The organism is Mangrovibacter plantisponsor (assembly GCF_003182475.1).
Classification (GTDB): domain Bacteria; phylum Pseudomonadota; class Gammaproteobacteria; order Enterobacterales; family Enterobacteriaceae; genus Mangrovibacter; species Mangrovibacter plantisponsor.
The window spans coordinates 96,995-116,175 of sequence record NZ_QGTS01000013.1 but is presented as its reverse complement, the minus strand read 5'-3'; the positions used below and the strand labels follow the sequence as shown (position 1 = coordinate 116,175).

The following is a 19,181-nucleotide window of genomic DNA, read 5'->3' as shown; positions in this document are numbered from 1 at the left end:
TTATTAACGACGACCTTCAGCAATCGCGGTAACAGCCTGCAATTCAGCGGCTTCCTGCTCTTGCTGTTCCTGGCGTTCACGCACATCGAGGATCTGGTTGTTAATCAAACCTTCTTCGATTTCACGCAGTGCGATAACGGTGGGTTTATCGTTTTCTTCCGGTACCAGCGGATCTTTGCCACCAGCCTGCATTTGGCGGGCGCGACGCGCAGCGACCAGTACCAGGTCAAAACGGTTACCAATTTTCTCTACAGCGTCCTGAACAGTTACGCGTGCCATATTTAAAGTGCTCCACAGGTGAAGAAATGACTGGGCATGATACTGAATCCGGGTTCAGTCTGCCAATAGTTTGCTGATTAAAGCATCATGACGTTGCTTTTGTCGCCCCATACGCAGGCGTTCAGCCCGAATGATAGTCTTTAAATCGCCCAGGGCGGTATCAAAGTCATCATTCACAATAAGGTAATCATACTCGGCATAGTGGCTCATTTCCGCAACAGCCTGAGCCATTCGGCGGGTAATGACATCTTCACTATCCTGACCACGGCCACGTAAGCGGCGGTCCAGTTCCACTTTTGAAGGTGGAAGAATAAAAATACTGCGTGCTTCCGGCATTTTTTTGCGGATCTGCTGGGCACCCTGCCAGTCGATATCCAGAAAAACATCCACACCCGTCGACAAGACTTGTTCAATAGTGTGGCGTGACGTGCCGTAGTAATTACCAAAGACTTCCGCGTGTTCCAGGAAGGCGTCTTCAGCAATCATTTGTCGAAACTCATCATGGTTAACAAAATAGTAGTGTTCACCATGAATTTCGCCCGGGCGCGCGGAGCGGGTGGTATGAGAAACGGAAACCTGGGTGTCATACAGTGGCTGAGTTTTCAGTAACGCCTGAATGAGACTGGATTTCCCCGCACCACTTGGCGCGGAAACAATATAAAGCGTGCCTTGAGCCATGAGTATTCGATTCGAAATAAAGAAGTGAGTAATACGCGCTTATTATACACAACCTCCTGCCATTACGTAGCCTTTGTCTGGTTTCAGGCGGTAATTTCTTTATTTTTCGTTCGGAATTCCTGATTTTTGTTGTGCAGCCTGCAACAGGCCTTTTTGTTTTCGGCATGTTTCGCAAACGCATCTTTTCAACATATTCGCACTCTTTCCTGTCGCGTACAGTGCACGGACTCAGGAGGTGAGTATGAAAATAGTTTTATTACTCATTCAGTTGCTGTGCATTTCTTTCGTGCAGGCCCAGTGCCCGAACTGGTCCCCCCTGCGCGCTGGCCATGAAATATCCGCGTTGTCTGCCCAGGTATCCGCGTGGGATACCGCATACTGGCAAAACGGTGTGAGTGAAATTGGCGATGAACTTTATGACCAGATCCGTAGCCGCCTGGCATTTTGGCAACGTTGTTTTCAGTATTCGGCGGCAGGAAGTGATGCCATTCAGGCCAGGCCTGGGAAGCACTGGCATCCGGTTGCTCATACAGGGGTTAAAAAGTTATCCGACATGGCTGCAGTGGCTCGCTGGATGTCAGGGAAAACGGCGTTGTGGGTACAACCTAAAGTAGATGGTGTGGCCATTACCCTGGTTTATCAGGATGGGAAACCCGTCCGGTTGCTTAGCCGTGGTGATGGGCTGCAGGGAGAAGACTGGAGCGACCGGATCCCGTTTCTCGCCGGTTTGCCCCAAAGAACGCAAGGGGTGCTGGCTAATGCTGTGCTGCAAGGGGAGCTCTTTTTGCAGGCTGGAGAGCCCGGGCACGTGCAACAACGTGATGGCAGTTTGAATGCCAGGTCTTATGTTGCGGGCGCTATGATGCGTAAAGTTCCTGGGTTACACCTCAGCCGGATTGGCCTTTTTATCTGGGCCTGGCCGGATGGCCCGCAAGAGTTATCCCGGCAGTTTTCTGTGTTATCTGATGCCGGGTTCACTTTGACGTCAGGCTGGTCACAGCCTGTGGCATCAGTAACCGATGTCGCCCACTGGCGTGACACATGGTTCCGTTCACCCTTACCTTTTGCTACTGATGGCATCATTATTCGGGCGGAGCATGCTGCGCCCGCAGAACACTGGCGGCCTGGTGAGAATAGCTGGCTGGTTGCCTGGAAATACCCGCCTGAACAACAAATTGCTGAGGTGAAACGAATCGATTTTACTGTTGGGCGTACCGGTAAAGTGACGGTTGTGGCAACCCTTCACCCGGTGCAAATAGATGATAAGCAGGTGAAGAGAGTTAGCCTTGGGTCTGTCCGGCGCTGGCTGGAATGGGATATCGCGCCAGGCGATCAGGTTGTAATCAGCCTGGCGGGGCAAGGGATCCCTCGGCTGGATGATGTGCTGTGGCGTGTGGCTGAACGTATTAAACCTGAACCACCAGATTCAACACACTTTCATGCGTTGAGCTGTTTTTCTCCTCAGGCTGAACATTGCCAGGAACAATTCCTTGCCCGGCTGAATGGGTTAGCACAACCTCAGGCGCTGGGCCTGAAAGGTATCGGGCCGGGGCGATGGCGGGTGCTGACTGAACATCACCAATTTGAGCATATTTTTTCCTGGCTGCAATTAGATGAAGGCGCCCTGGCTCGCACCCCCGGTATATCTGCGGCCCATGCCAGCTATTTGTGGCAACAATTCACTCTGGCACGCCAGCAGCCTTTTGCCCGTTGGGTCAAAGCGTTGGGTGTTCCACTCCCGGAACGCCATTTCCGGGCTTTTGCGGATACACACTGGGAACAGGTTACACAACGTACTCAGGCCGACTGGCAGCGCTTTGCCGGGATTGGGCCCGGGCGGGCAAAAGAGATTCTGCGTGTTGTACATTCACCGGAGGTCAGTCACCTTGCGGGCTGGCTGGGTGAGGAAGGTATCGCTGGGTTTTTACAGGGTGGTTTTTAGATATATCTAATAAATAACAAGCACTATCGGGTTTGTGAAAACACAGGTAACGTTTATGTCTGAACCAACTGAATCTGCTCTGTTTCATCGTACTCCTTCACTTACGCTTGCTGGCGCCAGAAAGGCAATTGTCGCAGCCCAGCAATCTGCCCGGACGCATGGCTGGAAAATCAGCGTTGCTGTGGTAGATCCTGCAGGCCAGTTACTGGCTTTTGAAAAGCAGGATGGTGCCAGTGGTGTCACCATACAAGTGGCATGTGAGAAAGCAAAAACTGCTGCACTATTAGGGGAGCCTTCTAAAGCATTTGAAGATTTCATTAATAACGGGCACCCCAGTTTTTTGAGTACGCCGGGTGTTACGCCTTTAGAAGGTGGTATTCCTGTTATCGTAGGTGGCGTTGTGATTGGTGCTGTGGGGGTCAGTGGTGCGCATGGTGAAAACGACAGCTATGTTGCCAATGCTGCGGCTCAGGCAGTAGAGGAGGCGGTAAAATGAGCCTTGAAGGAAAAACAGTCGCAATTATTGGTGGTGCTTCTGGTATTGGCCTGCATGTAGCGTTAATGGCTGCCAAAAAAGGGGCTAATTTAATGCTAATTGGCCGTAATCCTGGGCGCCTTGCCGATGCGAAAAAAACGCTTTCTCTGTTGCATTCAGACGTTTCATTACACCAGGTTGATGCCCATGACCACCAGGCTCTGACTGCGTTTTTTAGTCAACAAGGCAAGTTTGACCACCTGGTGTCTATGGTGGGCGATGTTATGGGCGGCGGTTTTATGGAGGCTGAAATGGAAACCATAGAACACGTTATACATTCTAAATTTATGACGAATGTGCTCATCGGTAAACTGGCAGCGCCACACCTCAATACCGGTGGCAGTATGGTATTTACATCAGGCACCGGAGGGCGAGCACAACATGCCTGTGCCAGTTACGTTGGCAACCTGGGTATTAACGCTTTAGTTGAAGGGTTAGCCGCGGAGCTGGCTCCTGCTGTTCGGGTAAATGCCGTTGCACCGACATGGACACTCACGCCATTCTGGCGCGATGTACCTGCAGATGATTTGGCCAGGACACAAGCTCATTTTGAAGAAAATATCCCACTGAAACGCCTGGCAACAATGGATGAACTGGCTGCCGCTTATATTTTCCTGATGGAAAACGGTTTTGTGACAGGCCAGCGTCTGGCGGTTGATGGCGGCATTATGCTTGGCTGATAACTGATTAAATTACTGCGCGTGTTAAGTGCGCAGTAATTTTGCCTGCATTTCCCATTGTTGCATTTATTCAATTTTGGTCCTTTATTCCCTGACAGTGCACTCGTAACCTGCCAGGTTTTATTTCATTACCTCTTTAAAACACATAAAAGGTTAACCGCTATGAGGATGTTAATAGCACTGGCATGGGCAGGCATGATGGCATTGTTCATCTCTCCTGTATTTGCCCAACCAGTTTCTGTGCATTCAGGTATCGCTACAGTACCTTCCGCACAGGCGTGTGAAGCACTTATGCAGGTTGATTTGACCGGTATTGGTGGCAAAGGCAGTGTGGTCAGCTCGGCAAAAGAAGAAACGATTAACGCCGTTAATTACTGTGTGGTCAGTAGTAAATTGATGCCATCCATAACCATCAAAACACTTCTGCCGGTGACCACCTGGAACGGGCGCTACATGCAATTAGGCTGTGGTGGTTTGTGCGGCAACATCATGATGGATGTTGGTGCTGCTGCAGGGTGTGCCCCATTAGCGCAAGGCGGGTTCGCTCTCGCTGCAACGGATATGGGCCACTCAATGGAAGAAGTGGATTTTGGTAACTCGCAGCAAAAACGCGAGGATTTTGCCTGGCGCGCTCAGCATCTGGCTGTGGTGACATCTAAAAGCCTGATCCAGCATTATTATGCACAAGCTGCAAAATGGTCCTACTTTAATGGCTGTTCGGATGGTGGGCGTGAGGCCTTAATGGAGGCGCAGCGGTTCCCGCGAGATTTTAATGGCATCATTGCCGGGGCGGCTGCAATGAACTTCCAGGTGCAGAATGCCCTGTACCATTCCTGGATGGCAGTTTCCAATACGGATAAAGAAGGTAAAGCGATTATTACCGCAGACAGATTGCCCTTGATTCATAATGCGGTTCTGAATGCCTGTGATGCGCTGGATGGCCAAAAAGACGGGCTGCTCTCAGACCCGATGACCTGCCATTTCAATCCCGCAGTATTGCAATGCCCGCCTGGCAGCGATACTCCTCAGGCAAACTGCCTGTCATCCAAAGAAGTTGAGGCTGTTAAACGATTCTATTCAGGCCCGGTTGACCCGAAAACCGGGCAAAAACTGGTTGTTGGCAGTGTTCTGCCTGGGTCTGAGCTGGCATGGGCCGGTGTCTTTGTGCCACAGACGGCAGATGGGCCGATAATGAGTCGTAGTATTGCTCTGGCTTCACTGCGTTATATGAATTTTGTGAAAAATCCCGGAGCCAGTTTCACGCTTAAAGATATGACGTTTGATGCAAACATGTTTGATAAGCTGCGCGCGTTACACAGCTTATACGATGCGACAAACCCGAACCTTGCCGCGTTTAAACAGGCTGGTGGCAAACTGATTATTTGGCATGGGTTGGCTGACCCTCATATTTCGCCCATCAATTCTATTGCCTTTCACCAGGCTGTTGGTCGGGCAATGGGAGTGACACAGCGTGATGCATTCGAGCGTTTGTATTTACTTCCTGGCGTGTATCACTGTTCTGGTGGTGAAGGCCCGTCACTGGTGGATTTCTTAACACCGATGATGAACTGGGTTGAACATGGTGTGGCTCCAGAGGCTGTAATGGCATGGCAGGCACCGGCAAAAGCAGAGAACAGCTTTGGCCAGCCGCAAGGTGCCGGGGCAGGAAAAACGAAACCTGCAGCAATGATGCCACCAGTTCAGGATGGAAAAACGCGTTTTCGCCTGCAATCCATTCCGGCAGGTGCAGCATCACGCCCTGTGTACCCGTTTCCGTTAATGGCGGTATACAGCGGGCAGGGTGAACGTACCAATGGGAGCAGCTATAAGCCGGTTAAACGCCAGGTTCTGCCATTCTACACTGACTGGCGGGGGGCTGATTTTTACCAGCCGCATCAGGGGAAGTAATACGTGGTATTGCGGATTAACAACAGGCCAAACCCGCCTGTGTTACTACCTGTTATTGCACAGCCGGGTGGTTTGCCCGGCATTTTTACCGTTGAGATCTGGTAATATTTTGCACGAAAGTGTTCAGGGCACTGATGGCACTGGAATCGGAAACAAGTTGTACCATCCAGGGGGAAAATACCCATGGTGTATGGCGCACGGATGCGATGACATCATTCAACTGAACCCAGTGGTAATCCATTACTTCTTCAGGGTGAGGTTGTACTTCATTAACGGCCAGTGCCGCATATACCGGGCAAATCTCGTTTTCCATAATCCCGTTGGCATCGGTTTCGCAATAACGAAAGTGTGGGCTGACGGGGGTTATGTTTTCAACATTCACCCCTGTTTCGTACTGGCAACGGCGGTGAATCGCCTCTTCCTGTGTTTCTTCCCATTGAGGGTGACCGCAAACAGAATTAGTCCACACGCCAGGCCAGGCCTTCTTGGTTAATGCCCTGCGGGTCAGTAAATATTGCCCCTGTGCATTAAATACCCAGCAAGAAAAAGCCAGGTGAAGCGGAGTGTTCTCATGATGCGCGGCGTATTTCTCCAGGATTCCTTCTGGTTTGCCTTGTGCATTGAGCAGCACCACATGTTCTTGTTGCATCATAAAACTCTCGTATCAGGCCAGGGATATCTGGAAATGTGAAGTATAACGGATGGGCAATAATCGGGGTGGTCTGCCGCATTCTGACGAAAATAGCATGGCCCGGAAACCCCGAACCATGCTTAACGTTTTATGCGACTAAAGATGCCCAAAGGTGGGAGAACGGCATCACCAGGAAGAGACCCGGTAGCATGTTTGCCACAGGAAACAGTTTGATATTGCAGATACGCAAACCTGTCGCAATCATGATAAGGCCGCCAGCGCAGGAGAAGTCAGCCATCATGTCTGGTGTAGTCATTGGTAAAATAACGACTGCCAGCATTGCCAGCAGAACCTGAAGAATGACCTGCGGAATAGCAATGGTCATTACCGCGTAGCCCAGCATGGTGGCGAAAATTGCTGAAGTGAACAGATCCAGTACCGTTTTGATATACAGGATAGACGGGTCACCGGTCATCCCTTCGTGCATGGCACCAAAGATACCTGTGCCACTGGCACAAAACAGCACCAGAATGGCAACAAATTTTTCAGTAAATTCTTCGTGGGTTAGTCCTTTAACCGGGGGTAAAAAGCGGTTGACGATACCGCGGGTCAGGCCAGCTGCCTTACCAATGCCTTTTTCGACATAGAACAGTTCACCAAGTACTGCGCCAATGACCATAGCCAGAACTACGGCGGGCATATATTTCACTTCAATAACCAGCTTAATACCCAGCCCAACAGAGCAGAGGCCGAAGGTTAAAGGAAGAGCAGTCCGGACACGTTCCGGAAGCATACGGCCAGCAAGCGCACCCAACAGACCGCCGACAACGACAGCAGTGCCGTTGACATAAGGACCGATTAACATTTTTTTGTTCCTGTAGTGTGTTATACCCGAGAGGGAGTTTTAAAAAGGGTTAATTCGCATGATGCATATCACCTTCACCCCAGCGCGGAATATTTTTCACGTCCAGATCAAATAGATCCAGAGCTCGAGCCACACTGTGAGTGATAATTTCATCGGTTGTTTGCGGGCGCTGGTAGAGCGCCGGGACGGGCGGGAAAATAATCCCGCCCATTTCCGTTACTGCCTGCATATTACGCAGGTGCCCAAGGTTGAGCGGAGTTTCCCTGGCCAGCAGGACAAGGCGACGGCGCTCTTTTAACACCACATCTGCTGCCCGAGTGAGTAGATTGTCGGTCAGGCAGTGAGCAATAGCCCCAAGGGAACGCATAGAACAGGGAGCAACCAGCATACCCAGGGTTTTGAATGAACCACTGGATATTGACGCCCCAAGGTTGCCGATGGGATGCACAACATCCGCCAGCGCCATCACCTTGTCCAGTTCGTAATCCGTTTCCAGTTCGCAGGTCCTTTCTGCACCTTTGGAGACAACCAGGTGCACTTCAAGACCTTTCCCTTGCAGTAACTCAAGGGCTTTTACGCCATACTGGAAACCGGATGCGCCACTGATCCCGATGATGATACGTTGTGTGGTCATTCAATAACTCCTTATTCGAAATCTGGCAGGAAGCGTTTCACATCCACTTCTTTAAATTTCGAGCGTTCAAAATGCGATTTCAGATGGAACGGCACTGTGCAGTCATAGATAGTCTTGCAGGACATCCCCGTTTGCAGAATGCTTGGGCTGTATTCTGGTGTTTGTGACGGATCCAGAGGATGGCAGCGTACACCAGGAATAAAGACGGTATCTACATCACCCTGATAACGAGTCTGCATAGCCCACAGCACGTCGTCACTGTCAAAGATATCAACATCTTCATCTACCAGAATAACGTGTTTCAGTTCCGGGAATGCAGAGAATGCGAGCAGCGCAGCCTGACGCTGGCGGCCTTCATCAACTGGCGCGAATTTTTTAAACTGCATAACTGCCAGTAATTTGCCACCACCTGCAGAGTGTGCAAATACATTCAACAGTTTACCAGGCATCGCGCGGTTTACCATATCCAGAATACTGGCTTCAGTTGGAATACCTGCCATGTTCACATGTTCTTCGCCTGGCCCTACAGTAGTGCGCCAGATAGGGTTGTGGCGATGGGTGACGGCTTTCACCTTGATAACCGGCAGTGCCTCTTTCGCTTCACCGGTATAACCCGGGAATTCAGGCATCGCTTTGCCAGAGTCGGTGTTCTGGTCTTCACGAACACGTACATTTGGCAGCAGTTCGCCTTCAATAACGATTTCTGCGTGGGCAATTGCACGTTCATTGATGGTTTTACATTTCACCATTTCAACAGCGTGGCCGCGCAATGCACCGGCAACACTCAGTTCGTCAAAGCCAAGTGGGGTTGTCGGTGGTTCGAAGCAGGCGGCAATTTCAATTGCCGGATCAACACCAATGCTGATGGAGATAGGCAGTGGTTTGCCCGCTTCTTCAGCTTTCATGCGGAATGCATCAATATGGCGGCCTGGAGTGAGCCACATTGAAAGCTCATCACGGCTTTGAACACACAGGCGATGAATCGTGATATCTGATTCATGGGTTTCTGGATCAGATGCATAGCACAGACCCATAGTGATGTAAGGGCCAGCGTCTTCTTCGGTGTTGGTCGGAGCTGGCAGCAGTTTACGCAAATCGAAATTTGCATCTGTCGCCAGGTGTACAACTTCCTGGCACACTGCTTTGTCAGCACTGACTTCAACTGGAGCGATAGGGTTCTGCACGGAATCTTTCAGCAGATGGCCCAGTCTTTCTGGTTCGCAGTTAAGGAACTGCCCAACGCGTTTACGGGAACCATTCAGGCCAATAATGACACTGATATCATCGAACCCTTTAATTTTGTTGAACATCATTACCGGGCCGTTTTTACGGGTAGGACGTTCGCACGTACCACCTGCACCAACGTAGCGGTAAACACCAGATAATTCGGCGCGAGGGTCGACTTCTACATTCGTTTCGACATATTCGCCGGGGGTAGATTTGAGTAATTCAATTGCGGAGCGAAGATCATGCGTCTGGCTCTGATCTTTATTTAGCTCATTTGCCATAATAGTGGTCCGTATTTTTCAGGTAAGTTGTCTTTGCACCTGAAAATATATGCCTGCTAATAGAACCAGACAAATACCGTTTAGATTATACAAACCATATCAAAAAGGTGTGAGTGGCAGTGATTACAGTCACATTATATATTTACTTCAGGTTAAATTGCTACATATAATGCAAAAAATGTTACCGCAATGTTTTTATTTTGTTGAATTATTAAGTTGTTTATGCACGAAAAACAGAAATATGCGATAATACGGCCTCATAGTCTGGCGGAGGGCGTTTTCTCTATGGATCTGAAAAGATTGAAGTATTTCTGTAAGGTCGTTGAGCATGGTTCTATCAGCCAGGCCGCCAGAGCGCTAAACATGGCACAACCCCCGCTTAGCCGGAGGATTCAGGAGCTTGAAGAAGAGCTCAATGCTTCTCTTTTTGTGCGTAATGGAAATAGAATCGAACCTACCGATGCGGGTAATTTTCTCTATCGCCGCGCCAGTGATATCTTTCGTCAAATAGAAAATACAACTCGTGAAACTATTCAAATAGCCAACAGAGAAAAGCGGCTATTGCGTATAGGTTTGACACACTTATACCAATCTTATTTCAAACCACTATTTCTTGAATTATACCGGAAACATCCAGAAATAGAATTACGCATCTCCGTTTCTGATTCCAGTAATTTAGAAGAGCAACTGAATGATGGTTTATTAGATTTAGCGTTAATTCAGAAACCTTATCAACCTGAATGCTTTGATTATATCGCTTTTGAGCCAGTAAAACTGGTAGCGGTAATTAATAAGGCGCTGGCAGGTTGTATGAGTAGCGATATAAATAGTGGGACAATACCTTACCTGGCGATTGGTGAGCTTCCCCTTGTTTTGCTGCAACGTTCCCGGGATTCGGGAATTTATGAGATGTTGTTTGATAATTTTAGTAAGGGCGGAGTAAATCCGAATGTGATTATGCACATTGCTCAGCCCGGTGTAATTATTGACTGGCTGGAGTCTGGCCTGAAAGCGGCAACATTGCTACCTGAGTCTGAAGTTGATGCCAGCCGGTTAGAAAATTGCTTCGTACTGGATGTTTTCCCTTCACCGCAAGTTTTTTTCCCGGCGATGGTGAAAACCATTGATATGCCCTGGCTGCAAGAGTTTTTGGGGTTACTTGAGCAAGGGTATCCATTCAAATAGTTTTGTGAGCAACAGAGAAGATTGTTGCTATTTTACTGGCATCTTCATCCGTTGCAGGGCTGTATACCAGCAGGCTTAAATCTGGCCGCGCGTGAATGCCAAAAGATGAATAATTCAGCGCAAGCGCCCCGCAGTCAGAGCGATGCAGGTATTTAATCCCTTCACTTAAATCCTGTACGCTGTGTGTTTCCCAAAGCGTTGCAAAAAATGCACTTTTAGCGGAAAGTTCCTGAACCAGGTGTTGTACGCGTGGGCTTTCGCCAACGCGGGCAATATCAGCCCGAAACGCACCAACCACCATACGAGCCACAGCCTCCCAGTCTGCCTGATGCTGGCGTACTGGTTCATGTGAAAAGATAAGCCGCAAAATATTCCGTTGCTCAGGCTCAAGACGTGTGTAATCAGTCAACACCAGGCGGGCAGCGTCATTCCATGCTAGAACGTCCCAGGTAAGATTTTTTATCAGCGCGGGGCATGGGTTAAGCGTATTCAGTACATGCTGAAGATGGGCGGGTATTACCTGATTTTCCTGGTGTTTTGTTTGAGGTGGATGGCCAACACCCAATAAAAACAGATGCTCACGTTCGGTGTCTGTCAGCAACAGCGCCTGGCTCAGGCGTTCGAGCACGGGAACTGAAGGCGCGCCGCCCCGGCCCTGCTCAAGCCAGGTATACCAGGTTACGCTAATACTGGCGCGCTGAGCGACTTCTTCGCGGCGTAGCCCCAGAGTGCGGCGGCGTTGAGAGAGATACCCCAGTGCACGGGCATCCAGGCTTTGGCGCCGTTCTTTTAAAAAAGCACCTAATTGTTGTGAAAGGGGAAATGCCATCTTCATTCACGACTCTGAGTGACACACACCAGAATGCTTATACCATGATAAGTGTGCATGGCTAACAGGATAACATGACACGTACCAAATTTTTGGCGGAAAGAACCTGGTTAACCCAGGTTCAGGGTTCTTAAAATAAACAATCCCAGAGATGTTGTGACAATTGAGCCAACCATGGTCAAACCAATAATATTGGCGGCAAGTACGGCATTGCCGCCCATTGCCCGAGTCATTACGTAACTGGCAGCAGCGGCAGGCGTAGCGGAAAACAGGAAGATGACGCCGAGCGTTGTTCCTTCAAAGCCGCATAGCCACCCACCGAAAGTTAACCCTGCCGGAACCACCGCGACACGAGCCAGACTGGCATATAACGCCGTATTGGATGATCTAAACATACTACGCAGGTCCAGTGACGCGCCGGCGCACATCATTGCCAGTGGCAGTGCTGTCGCAGAAATCAGTTCACCAGTCTGAAACACAGGATGCGGGATAGAAAAGCCAGTAGCATTCCAGGCCAGCCCAAGCACCAGGCTGATAATCAGGGGGTTTTTTACAACACCGCTTAAAACTGAAGCCAGTGACGGCGCTTTTTTCCCGTTCCCCTGCAGAGTGCGGGTCAATGAAATGACGGATAAAAGGTTAAACAGAATAACTGTTGTCGCCATATAGAGTGAACCTGTGGCTATACCAGCTTTGCCATAGGCCATTGATGCATAAGCCAGGCCGACAATTGCAGTATTGGCACGGAACCCACCCTGAACAAAGATACCTCGCTCCTTGCGCTCTTTTACCAATAAGGGGGCGATAAGCTCAAGTATCAACCAGGATAATGTCGTGCCCACCAGACCGTACAGGGCCAGAGGCAGATTTTGTGCCAGCGAGATTTTTTGTGTGGCGATACTGAAAAACAATAAGCAGGGCAGCGCAACAACAAAGACAATTTTTGAGGCGCCATCAATAAATGTATCGTTCATCAGCCCTGCCCGGCGCAATATGATCCCAGCAAGGAGTAGCAGCAGGTTTGGCAGCGTGACACTGATAACAAAGCGCCAGGTTTCCCAGTCCATATTTTTCCTTTTATATCAAAAACTAATAAATTTTTGTTGTCATTTCAGGCGACAAGCATGACAGCTACGTTTCTTAAAACGGGCCGTCAGGATGGTAAGGGACAGGGTAGACAGTGCGAGTTTTTTTAGTTATTACGGCCTGCAGAGGGTAAATGATAGCAAAAGCACTGATAAAAAGGCGACGCTACTGCATGGGTTTGTGTGACAAAAATGTAACTATTATTATGTGGTGGGCCAGAGAGCATAGCCGGGAAAAATCAGCTAAAGAATGCAGGGTTAATTGATATCCAGGTAATCCAGCCAAACCGACCATAACTCCCCAGCCAGCCTGAAGTGACTATATTGTTAACCTTGAAGTGTCCTTTTATTGCCGGGCTTACCGGAAATCCGTGAGCCATTTTCGGTGAAATAGATAAGGGAGATATGTTTTAAGGTTTTTCTATACGCCAAAGGCTGACCAGAAAATATGCCCGGCCATACGGTGAAAAATAATTGCGAGTGATATTCGTTATCACCTTTGATGACTCTTTTTGAAAACCTGATTTTCTGCCCGGGCTCTCAGAAATACGCCTTATCTGCATGTTTCAACAGCTGGATTGATACTAAGCAAACTATTAATTCCCCGGACAGCGTAATACTCACACTGAAAAAGAAAATAAACTGATAATTCAAACCATTATATAAATATTTATATAGCGGTTGAATTGCATCAATGACGAAAATAAGCAAGGTGAGTATTTATGAGCCATAAAACCCCCGATGCTTTGCTGGAAGCAGAAGTCAGCCGACGAGGCTTAATGAAAGGAACTGCAATTGGTGGCCTGGCACTGGCTGGTAGCGCATTTTCTTTGCCCTTTTCCCGTTTAGTTTGCGCCGCAGATACGATTGCCCCGGCAGGCTCTCAGGAAAAGGTAATCTGGAGTGCCTGCACCGTTAACTGTGGTAGCCGTTGCCCGTTGCGTATGCATGTTGTTGACGGTGAAATTCGCTATGTGGAAACCGATAACACCGGCAATGATGATTACGATGGTTTGCACCAGGTGCGGGCCTGCCTGCGTGGCCGCTCTATGCGCCGCCGGGTTTATAACCCTGACCGGCTGAAGTACCCAATGAAACGCGTGGGCAAACGGGGCGAAGGGAAATTTGAGCGTATTAGCTGGGATGAAGCTTATGACATTATCGCCAGCAACACCCAGCGCCTGATTAAAGACTACGGTAACGAATCTATCTACCTTAACTATGGTACCGGGACGTTGGGCGGCACGATGACCCGCTCCTGGCCACCAGGAAAAACACTGATTGCCCGTCTGATGAATTGCGTGGGCGGCTACCTGAACCATTACGGCGATTATTCAACAGCTCAGATTGCCGCCGGACTGAACTACACCTACGGTGGCTGGGCAGATGGTAACAGCCCGTCTGACATCGAAAACAGCAAACTGGTCGTGTTGTTTGGTAATAACCCGGGCGAAACGCGGATGAGCGGCGGCGGGGTTACCTACTACATTGAACAGGCACGCCAGAAATCTAATGCGCGCATGATAATCATCGACCCGCGTTACAACGACACCGGGGCAGGGCGCGAGGATGAGTGGATCCCGGTTCGGCCAGGTACTGATGGCGCACTGGCTGCGGCAATTGCCTGGGTTTTGATTACTGAGAACCTCGTCGACCAGGCATTCCTTGATAAATACTGTGTTGGCTATGACGAAAAAACATTGCCGCCTGGAGCGCCCGTAAACAGCCATTACAAAGCCTATATCCTTGGGCAAGGTAACGATGGCGTGGCGAAAACACCTGACTGGGCGGCACCCATTACCGGTATTCCGGCCGCACGTATCATTCAACTGGCACGAGAAATCGGTTCAGTAAAACCGGCATTTATTTCTCAAGGTTGGGGGCCACAGCGCCACGCCAATGGAGAACTGGCTTCCCGGGCTATCGCCATGTTGCCGATTTTGACCGGGAACGTGGGTATTTCCGGGGGCAACAGCGGTGCTCGTGAAGGGTCTTATGAAATACCATTCGAACGGATGCCAACGCTGGATAACCCGGTGCAAACCAGCATCTCAATGTTTATGTGGACCGATGCAATTGAGCGCGGTCCTGAAATGACGGCCACCCGTGATGGGGTGCGCGGGAAAGACAAGCTGGATGTTCCCATCAAGATGATTTGGAACTATGCCGGTAACTGCCTGGTGAACCAGCACTCGCAAATTAACCGCACTCACGAAATTCTTCAGGATGAGAATAAGTGTGAAATGATAGTGGTGATTGATTGCCACATGACTGCTTCGGCGAAATATGCCGATATTTTATTGCCGGATTGCACCGCGTCTGAACAGATGGACTTCGCGCTGGATGCCTCTTGCGGGAATATGTCCTATGTAATTTTTAACGACCAGGTCATTAAGCCGCGTTTTGAATGCAAAACTATTTATGAAATGACCAGCGCTCTGGCAAAACGCCTGGGTGTGGAAGAGAAATTTACCGAGGGGCGTACTCAGGAAGGGTGGATGCGCCATCTCCATGAGCTGTCTCGTAAAGCCATTCCCGATTTACCGTCTTTCGAAGCCTTCCGTGAACAGGGGATTTTTAAACAACGAGATCCTGAAGGGCACCACGTTGCCTACAAAGCTTTCCGCGAGGACCCTGCTGCCAACCCGCTCACCACTCCTTCCGGGAAAATTGAAATTTACTCCGCACAACTGGCTGAGATCGCCGCGACCTGGCAACTGGATAAAGACGATGTGGTCGACCCGCTGCCGGTTTACAGTGCCGGGTTTGAAAACTATGACGACCCATTAGCAAAACAGTGGCCGCTGCAATTGACCGGTTTTCATTACAAGGCCCGCACACACTCAACTTACGGCAATGTGGACGTTTTAAAAGCCGCCTGCCGCCAGGAGATGTGGATTAACCCCATGGATGCTCAGGCTCGCGGCATCGCCAACGGTGATCGCGTGCGGGTTTTTAATGGCCGGGGAGAGGTTCACATTGAGGCAAAAGTGACGCCACGTATTTTACCGGGTGTTGTCGCCCTGGGCGAGGGAGCCTGGTATTCCCCGGATGCTCAACGGGTCGACCAGGCTGGCAGCATCAACGTACTGACAACCCAACGCCCGTCACCACTGGCAAAAGGCAACCCGTCACACACCAACCTGGTCCAGGTTGAAAAGTTGTAAGGAGTAACCGATGACAACCCAGTATGGATTTTTTATTGATTCCAGTCGGTGCACCGGTTGCAAAACCTGTGAGCTGGCCTGTAAAGATTACAAAGACTTAACGCCGGATGTGAGTTTTCGCCGCATTTATGAATATGCGGGAGGTGACTGGCAGGAAGATAACGGTGTCTGGCACCAGAATGTGTTCGCTTACTATTTATCCATCGCCTGTAATCATTGCGAGGATCCGGCCTGTACGAAGGTGTGCCCCAGTGGCGCAATGCACAAGCGGGAAGATGGCTTTGTCGTGGTCAATGAAGATGTATGTATTGGCTGCCGTTACTGCCATATGGCATGTCCTTATGGTGCGCCGCAATATAACGCGGCCAAAGGGCACATGACCAAGTGTGATGGTTGTTACTCCCGTGTTGCACAAGGCAAAAAGCCGATTTGTGTTGAATCCTGCCCACTCAGAGCGCTGGACTTTGGGCCAATCGAAGAACTGCGCAAAAAACATGGTGAGCTGGCGGCAGTTGCACCTTTGCCGTCTGCACATTTCACAAAGCCGAGTATTGTCATAAAACCCAACGCCAACAGCCGCCCTGCAGGGGATACCAGCGGTTATCTGGCAAACCCGAAGGAGGTGTGAAATGGGTAACGGATGGAGTGAATGGCCACTGATGCTGTTTACCGTGCTGGGGCAGTGTGTGGTGGGTGGATTTATTGTTATGGCACTGATGTTGTTGTGTGCCAAACCCAGTGCAGAGCAGCAAAAGAGGGTCACCCTCGTGATGCTGGGGTTGTGGGTATTGATGGGAATCGGGTTTATTGCCTCCATGATGCACCTGGGTTCACCCATGCGGGCGTTTAACTCGTTAAACCGGATTGGCGCTTCGGCCCTGAGTAACGAAATCGCCAGTGGCTCACTCTTTTTTGCCGTTGGAGGTATTGGCTGGTTACTGGCTGTGGTTAATAAGCTTTCACAGCCGCTGCGGGCATTATGGCTGGTAGTCACCATGGTGCTGGGTCTGGTGTTTGTCTGGATGATGGCAAGGGTTTACAACACGATAGATACAGTGCCAACCTGGTATTCAATATGGACTGGGTTACGCTTTTTCCTGACTATGTTGATGGGTGGACCGTTACTTGGCTACCTGTTGCTGCGTGTGGTGGGTGTTGAAGGTTGGGGCATGCGCGTGTTACCTGCGGTTTCCCTGGTTGCTTTGCTGGGTAGTGCGGTGGTGGCGGTAATGCAGGGGAGTGAACTGGCAACAATTCACAGTTCCGTGCAACAGGCTCAGGCGTTAGTTCCGCAATATGGTGCACTGATGGCATGGAGCCTGCTGCTACTGGCCGCCGCGCTGGTGTGTTGGGTGGTGCCACAGTTAAAAGGGTATTACCCTGCCGTGCCTGTATTGTCACTGGCATTTGTACTGGTGCTGGCAGGTGAACTGATTAGCCGTGGCGTGTTTTATGGCCTGCATATGACGGTTGGCATGGCAATCGCCGGGTAACCCTGCGTTTGCCATTAACTTAAATAACAAGCCCATAGCGATATGGGCTGCTATTTTTAGCTGCGGTGTTACTCGATGTTTTGGATTTGCTCGTAAATTAAAATTTAATAATCTAATTAAAACAATATCTTAAGTTTATTTTCCATATTTCTGCTGTGTTCACTACCCGCTTTACTACCCACAAGCAAAAATCTTATTGGGTTTGTGCTGAGTGAACATTATGCCAACAAGCCCACCTCAGGCTTGTTGAGGTGGGAAAACTGGGAAAGTGGGAACACCAACCTGACAATACTAATCTCTATGCTTTGACTTAACCATGTCGGTTCATTCCGGTTGCCAGGCGCAACCTGCCCAATGCGCTTCGTAGCGCTTCGCGAAATCGTTCATCTCACGAATATTACCCGCAGGTTCACGGCAGGCCCGGGCGCAGGTAGAAACGACATCTCGGTAGAACCCCGGAGCGACAGCCTTGATGCCCCCATAATTCATTAGCAACTCAGAAAGGCGCTCCGTGATTTTTGCTCCGCGAGGTGCCATCACAATGCTCGGGGGCTCTCCATAAGTGTTGATCAACACGTATCGCCAGCTTGGGTCGGAAGTTCCCAGACGAGGGACAATCTCGCAGGGACATGCATCTCCACCGCTGGAAATGCCTTCATAGACTTCTTTTAGGGCCAGTGGTTTGTGGGCCACTAGGACATAAGGTCCGGCCTCCACATATCTGCCCATACTTTCGTCGTATTCGATGCCGAGTAAGGCTTCCAGGTCAAAACGCGCATGCCGGTCAAGGGACGCCTTCCCCGAAGTGAACCATTGGAGTTCCCGCAGGGTGATCCCGGCACACTTGGCAATCTCTGCAGGTGAATTGGGCCAGCACGCCACAAGGTTCTTGGCGATTTCGGCCGCGTTGTCATAGTCACTGTCGGCCCAGACATCTTCATCCTCAACGATATCCTCCGCTGCCTTCTCACCTGTCAGTAGCCAGGTACTGCCATCAAACCCATCGAGGTTGAAATATCGGGGCTGATCTGGCGGCAGGGAGGTCTGCCAGGAAGACAGCCATGGACCAGGTGCCCAGTCGAGTCCGTTGGTCACTGTTGGCACTGTCACTTGCGCCGGTAAGGCCAGCCACTGCTGGAGCCTGTCTTCCACCTCGCGACTGTTCACGCCTCTGTGGCCCTCCCTGACACGAAAATCGTGGTCATCCTGAGCGTACCGGCAAAGGGCCTGGATGGACCCGTTAAGAGAGCAGTCATTTCCGTCGTGCTTCCTCAGCAGCCACCGGCTGGCGTCCTGGGCTGAGCGCAGGGACGCGGGAAGGGATTTCTCCCTGGCATTGGCGACTTCGACCTGGACTCCGATTTTTGCCATTTCCCCTACCAGTTCAGGGCTGGCCGTCGCGAGGTGCCTGTTGATCCGCAGGATGTCCGGTCGGCCACGCAATCCCTCAGCGTTATTCCAGGCTTCCAGAAGAGCATCCTGGAGAGCCTTGGGCTGATCGACCGGGGTAAAGGTCATCCATCGAATGGGTAACCCGGCAACCGTCAATCCGTAGAGTAAGAGAGGGCTGAGTCCGTACCGCTCTGCATCCTTGATCTTGATCGGGTCCCGCACCGATACAATGCCATGCTCCGGATGGTGGAAAAGGAACTTGGCTATTGCAACGTAGAAATGATGTTCTCTTGGTGATGGCTGCGTCTGCTTGTTCATGCCCACTCCTGGAGAAATGCGAGCTTTCCCAGAGAACTGCCGTAGGCTCTGC

17 protein-coding genes are annotated in these 19,181 nt (G+C 50.3%); 8 read left to right on the top strand and 9 right to left on the bottom strand.

Translation table 11 applies throughout. From position 1 onward, the window contains the following. Positions 1-3: 3 nt before the first annotated feature. Entirely contained in the window at positions 4-279 is a 276-nt protein-coding gene (gene rpoZ, locus DES37_RS19610; RefSeq protein WP_036115651.1) for a DNA-directed RNA polymerase subunit omega, read from the bottom strand. Between the two features lie 54 nt (positions 280-333). After that, complete coding sequence (gmk, locus tag DES37_RS19605) at positions 334-957, bottom strand: guanylate kinase (protein ID WP_036115654.1); 624 nt, start codon at positions 955-957, stop codon at positions 334-336. A gap of 241 nt (positions 958-1,198) precedes the next feature. Between gmk and ligB the strand changes: the two genes are divergently transcribed. From ligB to DES37_RS19585, 4 genes are all read left to right on the top strand, one after another. Then, the gene (ligB, locus tag DES37_RS19600) at positions 1,199-2,899 is read left to right on the top strand and encodes an NAD-dependent DNA ligase LigB (protein ID WP_110027426.1); all 1,701 of its coding nucleotides are present in this window, start codon (positions 1,199-1,201) and stop codon (positions 2,897-2,899) included. Positions 2,900-2,954: 55 nt separating this feature from the next. Continuing rightward, on the top strand, positions 2,955-3,395 hold the full coding sequence (locus DES37_RS19595) for a GlcG/HbpS family heme-binding protein (RefSeq protein ID WP_051691521.1): 441 nt from the start codon (positions 2,955-2,957) through the stop codon (positions 3,393-3,395). Then, positions 3,392-4,114, top strand: coding sequence for an SDR family NAD(P)-dependent oxidoreductase (locus DES37_RS19590; protein ID WP_036115659.1), 723 nt, complete (start codon positions 3,392-3,394; stop codon positions 4,112-4,114). The genes DES37_RS19595 and DES37_RS19590 overlap by 4 nt, the downstream gene beginning before the upstream one ends. A gap of 162 nt (positions 4,115-4,276) precedes the next feature. Beyond that, complete coding sequence (locus DES37_RS19585) at positions 4,277-6,022, top strand: tannase/feruloyl esterase family alpha/beta hydrolase (protein ID WP_110027424.1); 1,746 nt, start codon at positions 4,277-4,279, stop codon at positions 6,020-6,022. A gap of 85 nt (positions 6,023-6,107) precedes the next feature. On the opposite strand, the gene idi is transcribed toward DES37_RS19585, so the two are convergent. The 4 genes from idi to DES37_RS19565 form a co-directional block, all read right to left on the bottom strand. After that, positions 6,108-6,671, bottom strand: a complete 564-nt coding sequence (gene idi / locus DES37_RS19580) for an isopentenyl-diphosphate Delta-isomerase (RefSeq protein WP_110027457.1) — start codon at positions 6,669-6,671, stop codon at positions 6,108-6,110. Between the two features lie 130 nt (positions 6,672-6,801). After that, complete coding sequence (locus tag DES37_RS19575) at positions 6,802-7,518, bottom strand: DUF554 domain-containing protein (RefSeq protein WP_110027423.1); 717 nt, start codon at positions 7,516-7,518, stop codon at positions 6,802-6,804. 49 nt (positions 7,519-7,567) lie between these two features. Next, positions 7,568-8,152, bottom strand: a complete 585-nt coding sequence (locus DES37_RS19570; RefSeq protein ID WP_036115663.1) for a UbiX family flavin prenyltransferase — start codon at positions 8,150-8,152, stop codon at positions 7,568-7,570. A gap of 11 nt (positions 8,153-8,163) precedes the next feature. Further along, positions 8,164-9,660, bottom strand: a complete 1,497-nt coding sequence (locus DES37_RS19565) for a UbiD family decarboxylase (RefSeq protein ID WP_036115665.1) — start codon at positions 9,658-9,660, stop codon at positions 8,164-8,166. Positions 9,661-9,945: 285 nt separating this feature from the next. Between DES37_RS19565 and DES37_RS19560 the strand changes: the two genes are divergently transcribed. Beyond that, positions 9,946-10,845, top strand: coding sequence for a LysR family transcriptional regulator (locus tag DES37_RS19560; RefSeq protein ID WP_036115667.1), 900 nt, complete (start codon positions 9,946-9,948; stop codon positions 10,843-10,845). On the opposite strand, the gene DES37_RS19555 is transcribed toward DES37_RS19560, so the two are convergent. Then, on the bottom strand, positions 10,838-11,674 hold the full coding sequence (locus DES37_RS19555; protein WP_036115670.1) for a helix-turn-helix transcriptional regulator: 837 nt from the start codon (positions 11,672-11,674) through the stop codon (positions 10,838-10,840). The two genes, DES37_RS19560 and DES37_RS19555, sit on opposite strands and share 8 nt — an antisense overlap. Before the next feature lie 110 nt (positions 11,675-11,784). After that, positions 11,785-12,741: an AEC family transporter gene (locus DES37_RS19550; protein WP_036115673.1), complete on the bottom strand. Its 957-nt coding sequence runs from the start codon at positions 12,739-12,741 to the stop codon at positions 11,785-11,787. A 740-nt stretch (positions 12,742-13,481) separates the two neighbouring features. Between DES37_RS19550 and dmsA the strand changes: the two genes are divergently transcribed. Genes dmsA through DES37_RS19535 form a run of 3 tightly spaced genes read left to right on the top strand, consistent with a single transcriptional unit; the run spans position 13,482 to position 17,419 of the window. Then, a complete protein-coding gene (gene dmsA / locus DES37_RS19545; RefSeq protein ID WP_110027421.1) occupies positions 13,482-15,926 on the top strand; it encodes a dimethylsulfoxide reductase subunit A in 2,445 nt (814 codons plus the stop codon). Between the two features lie 10 nt (positions 15,927-15,936). Beyond that, a complete protein-coding gene (locus DES37_RS19540) occupies positions 15,937-16,554 on the top strand; it encodes a DMSO/selenate family reductase complex B subunit (RefSeq protein WP_110027419.1) in 618 nt (205 codons plus the stop codon). A gap of 1 nt (position 16,555) precedes the next feature. Beyond that, positions 16,556-17,419, top strand: a complete 864-nt coding sequence (locus DES37_RS19535) for a DmsC/YnfH family molybdoenzyme membrane anchor subunit (RefSeq protein WP_110027418.1) — start codon at positions 16,556-16,558, stop codon at positions 17,417-17,419. A 324-nt stretch (positions 17,420-17,743) separates the two neighbouring features. Here the strand turns inward: DES37_RS19535 and DES37_RS19530 are convergent, their stop codons facing one another. After that, positions 17,744-19,129: a hypothetical protein gene (locus tag DES37_RS19530; RefSeq protein ID WP_110027416.1), complete on the bottom strand. Its 1,386-nt coding sequence runs from the start codon at positions 19,127-19,129 to the stop codon at positions 17,744-17,746. Positions 19,130-19,181 lie beyond the last annotated feature (52 nt).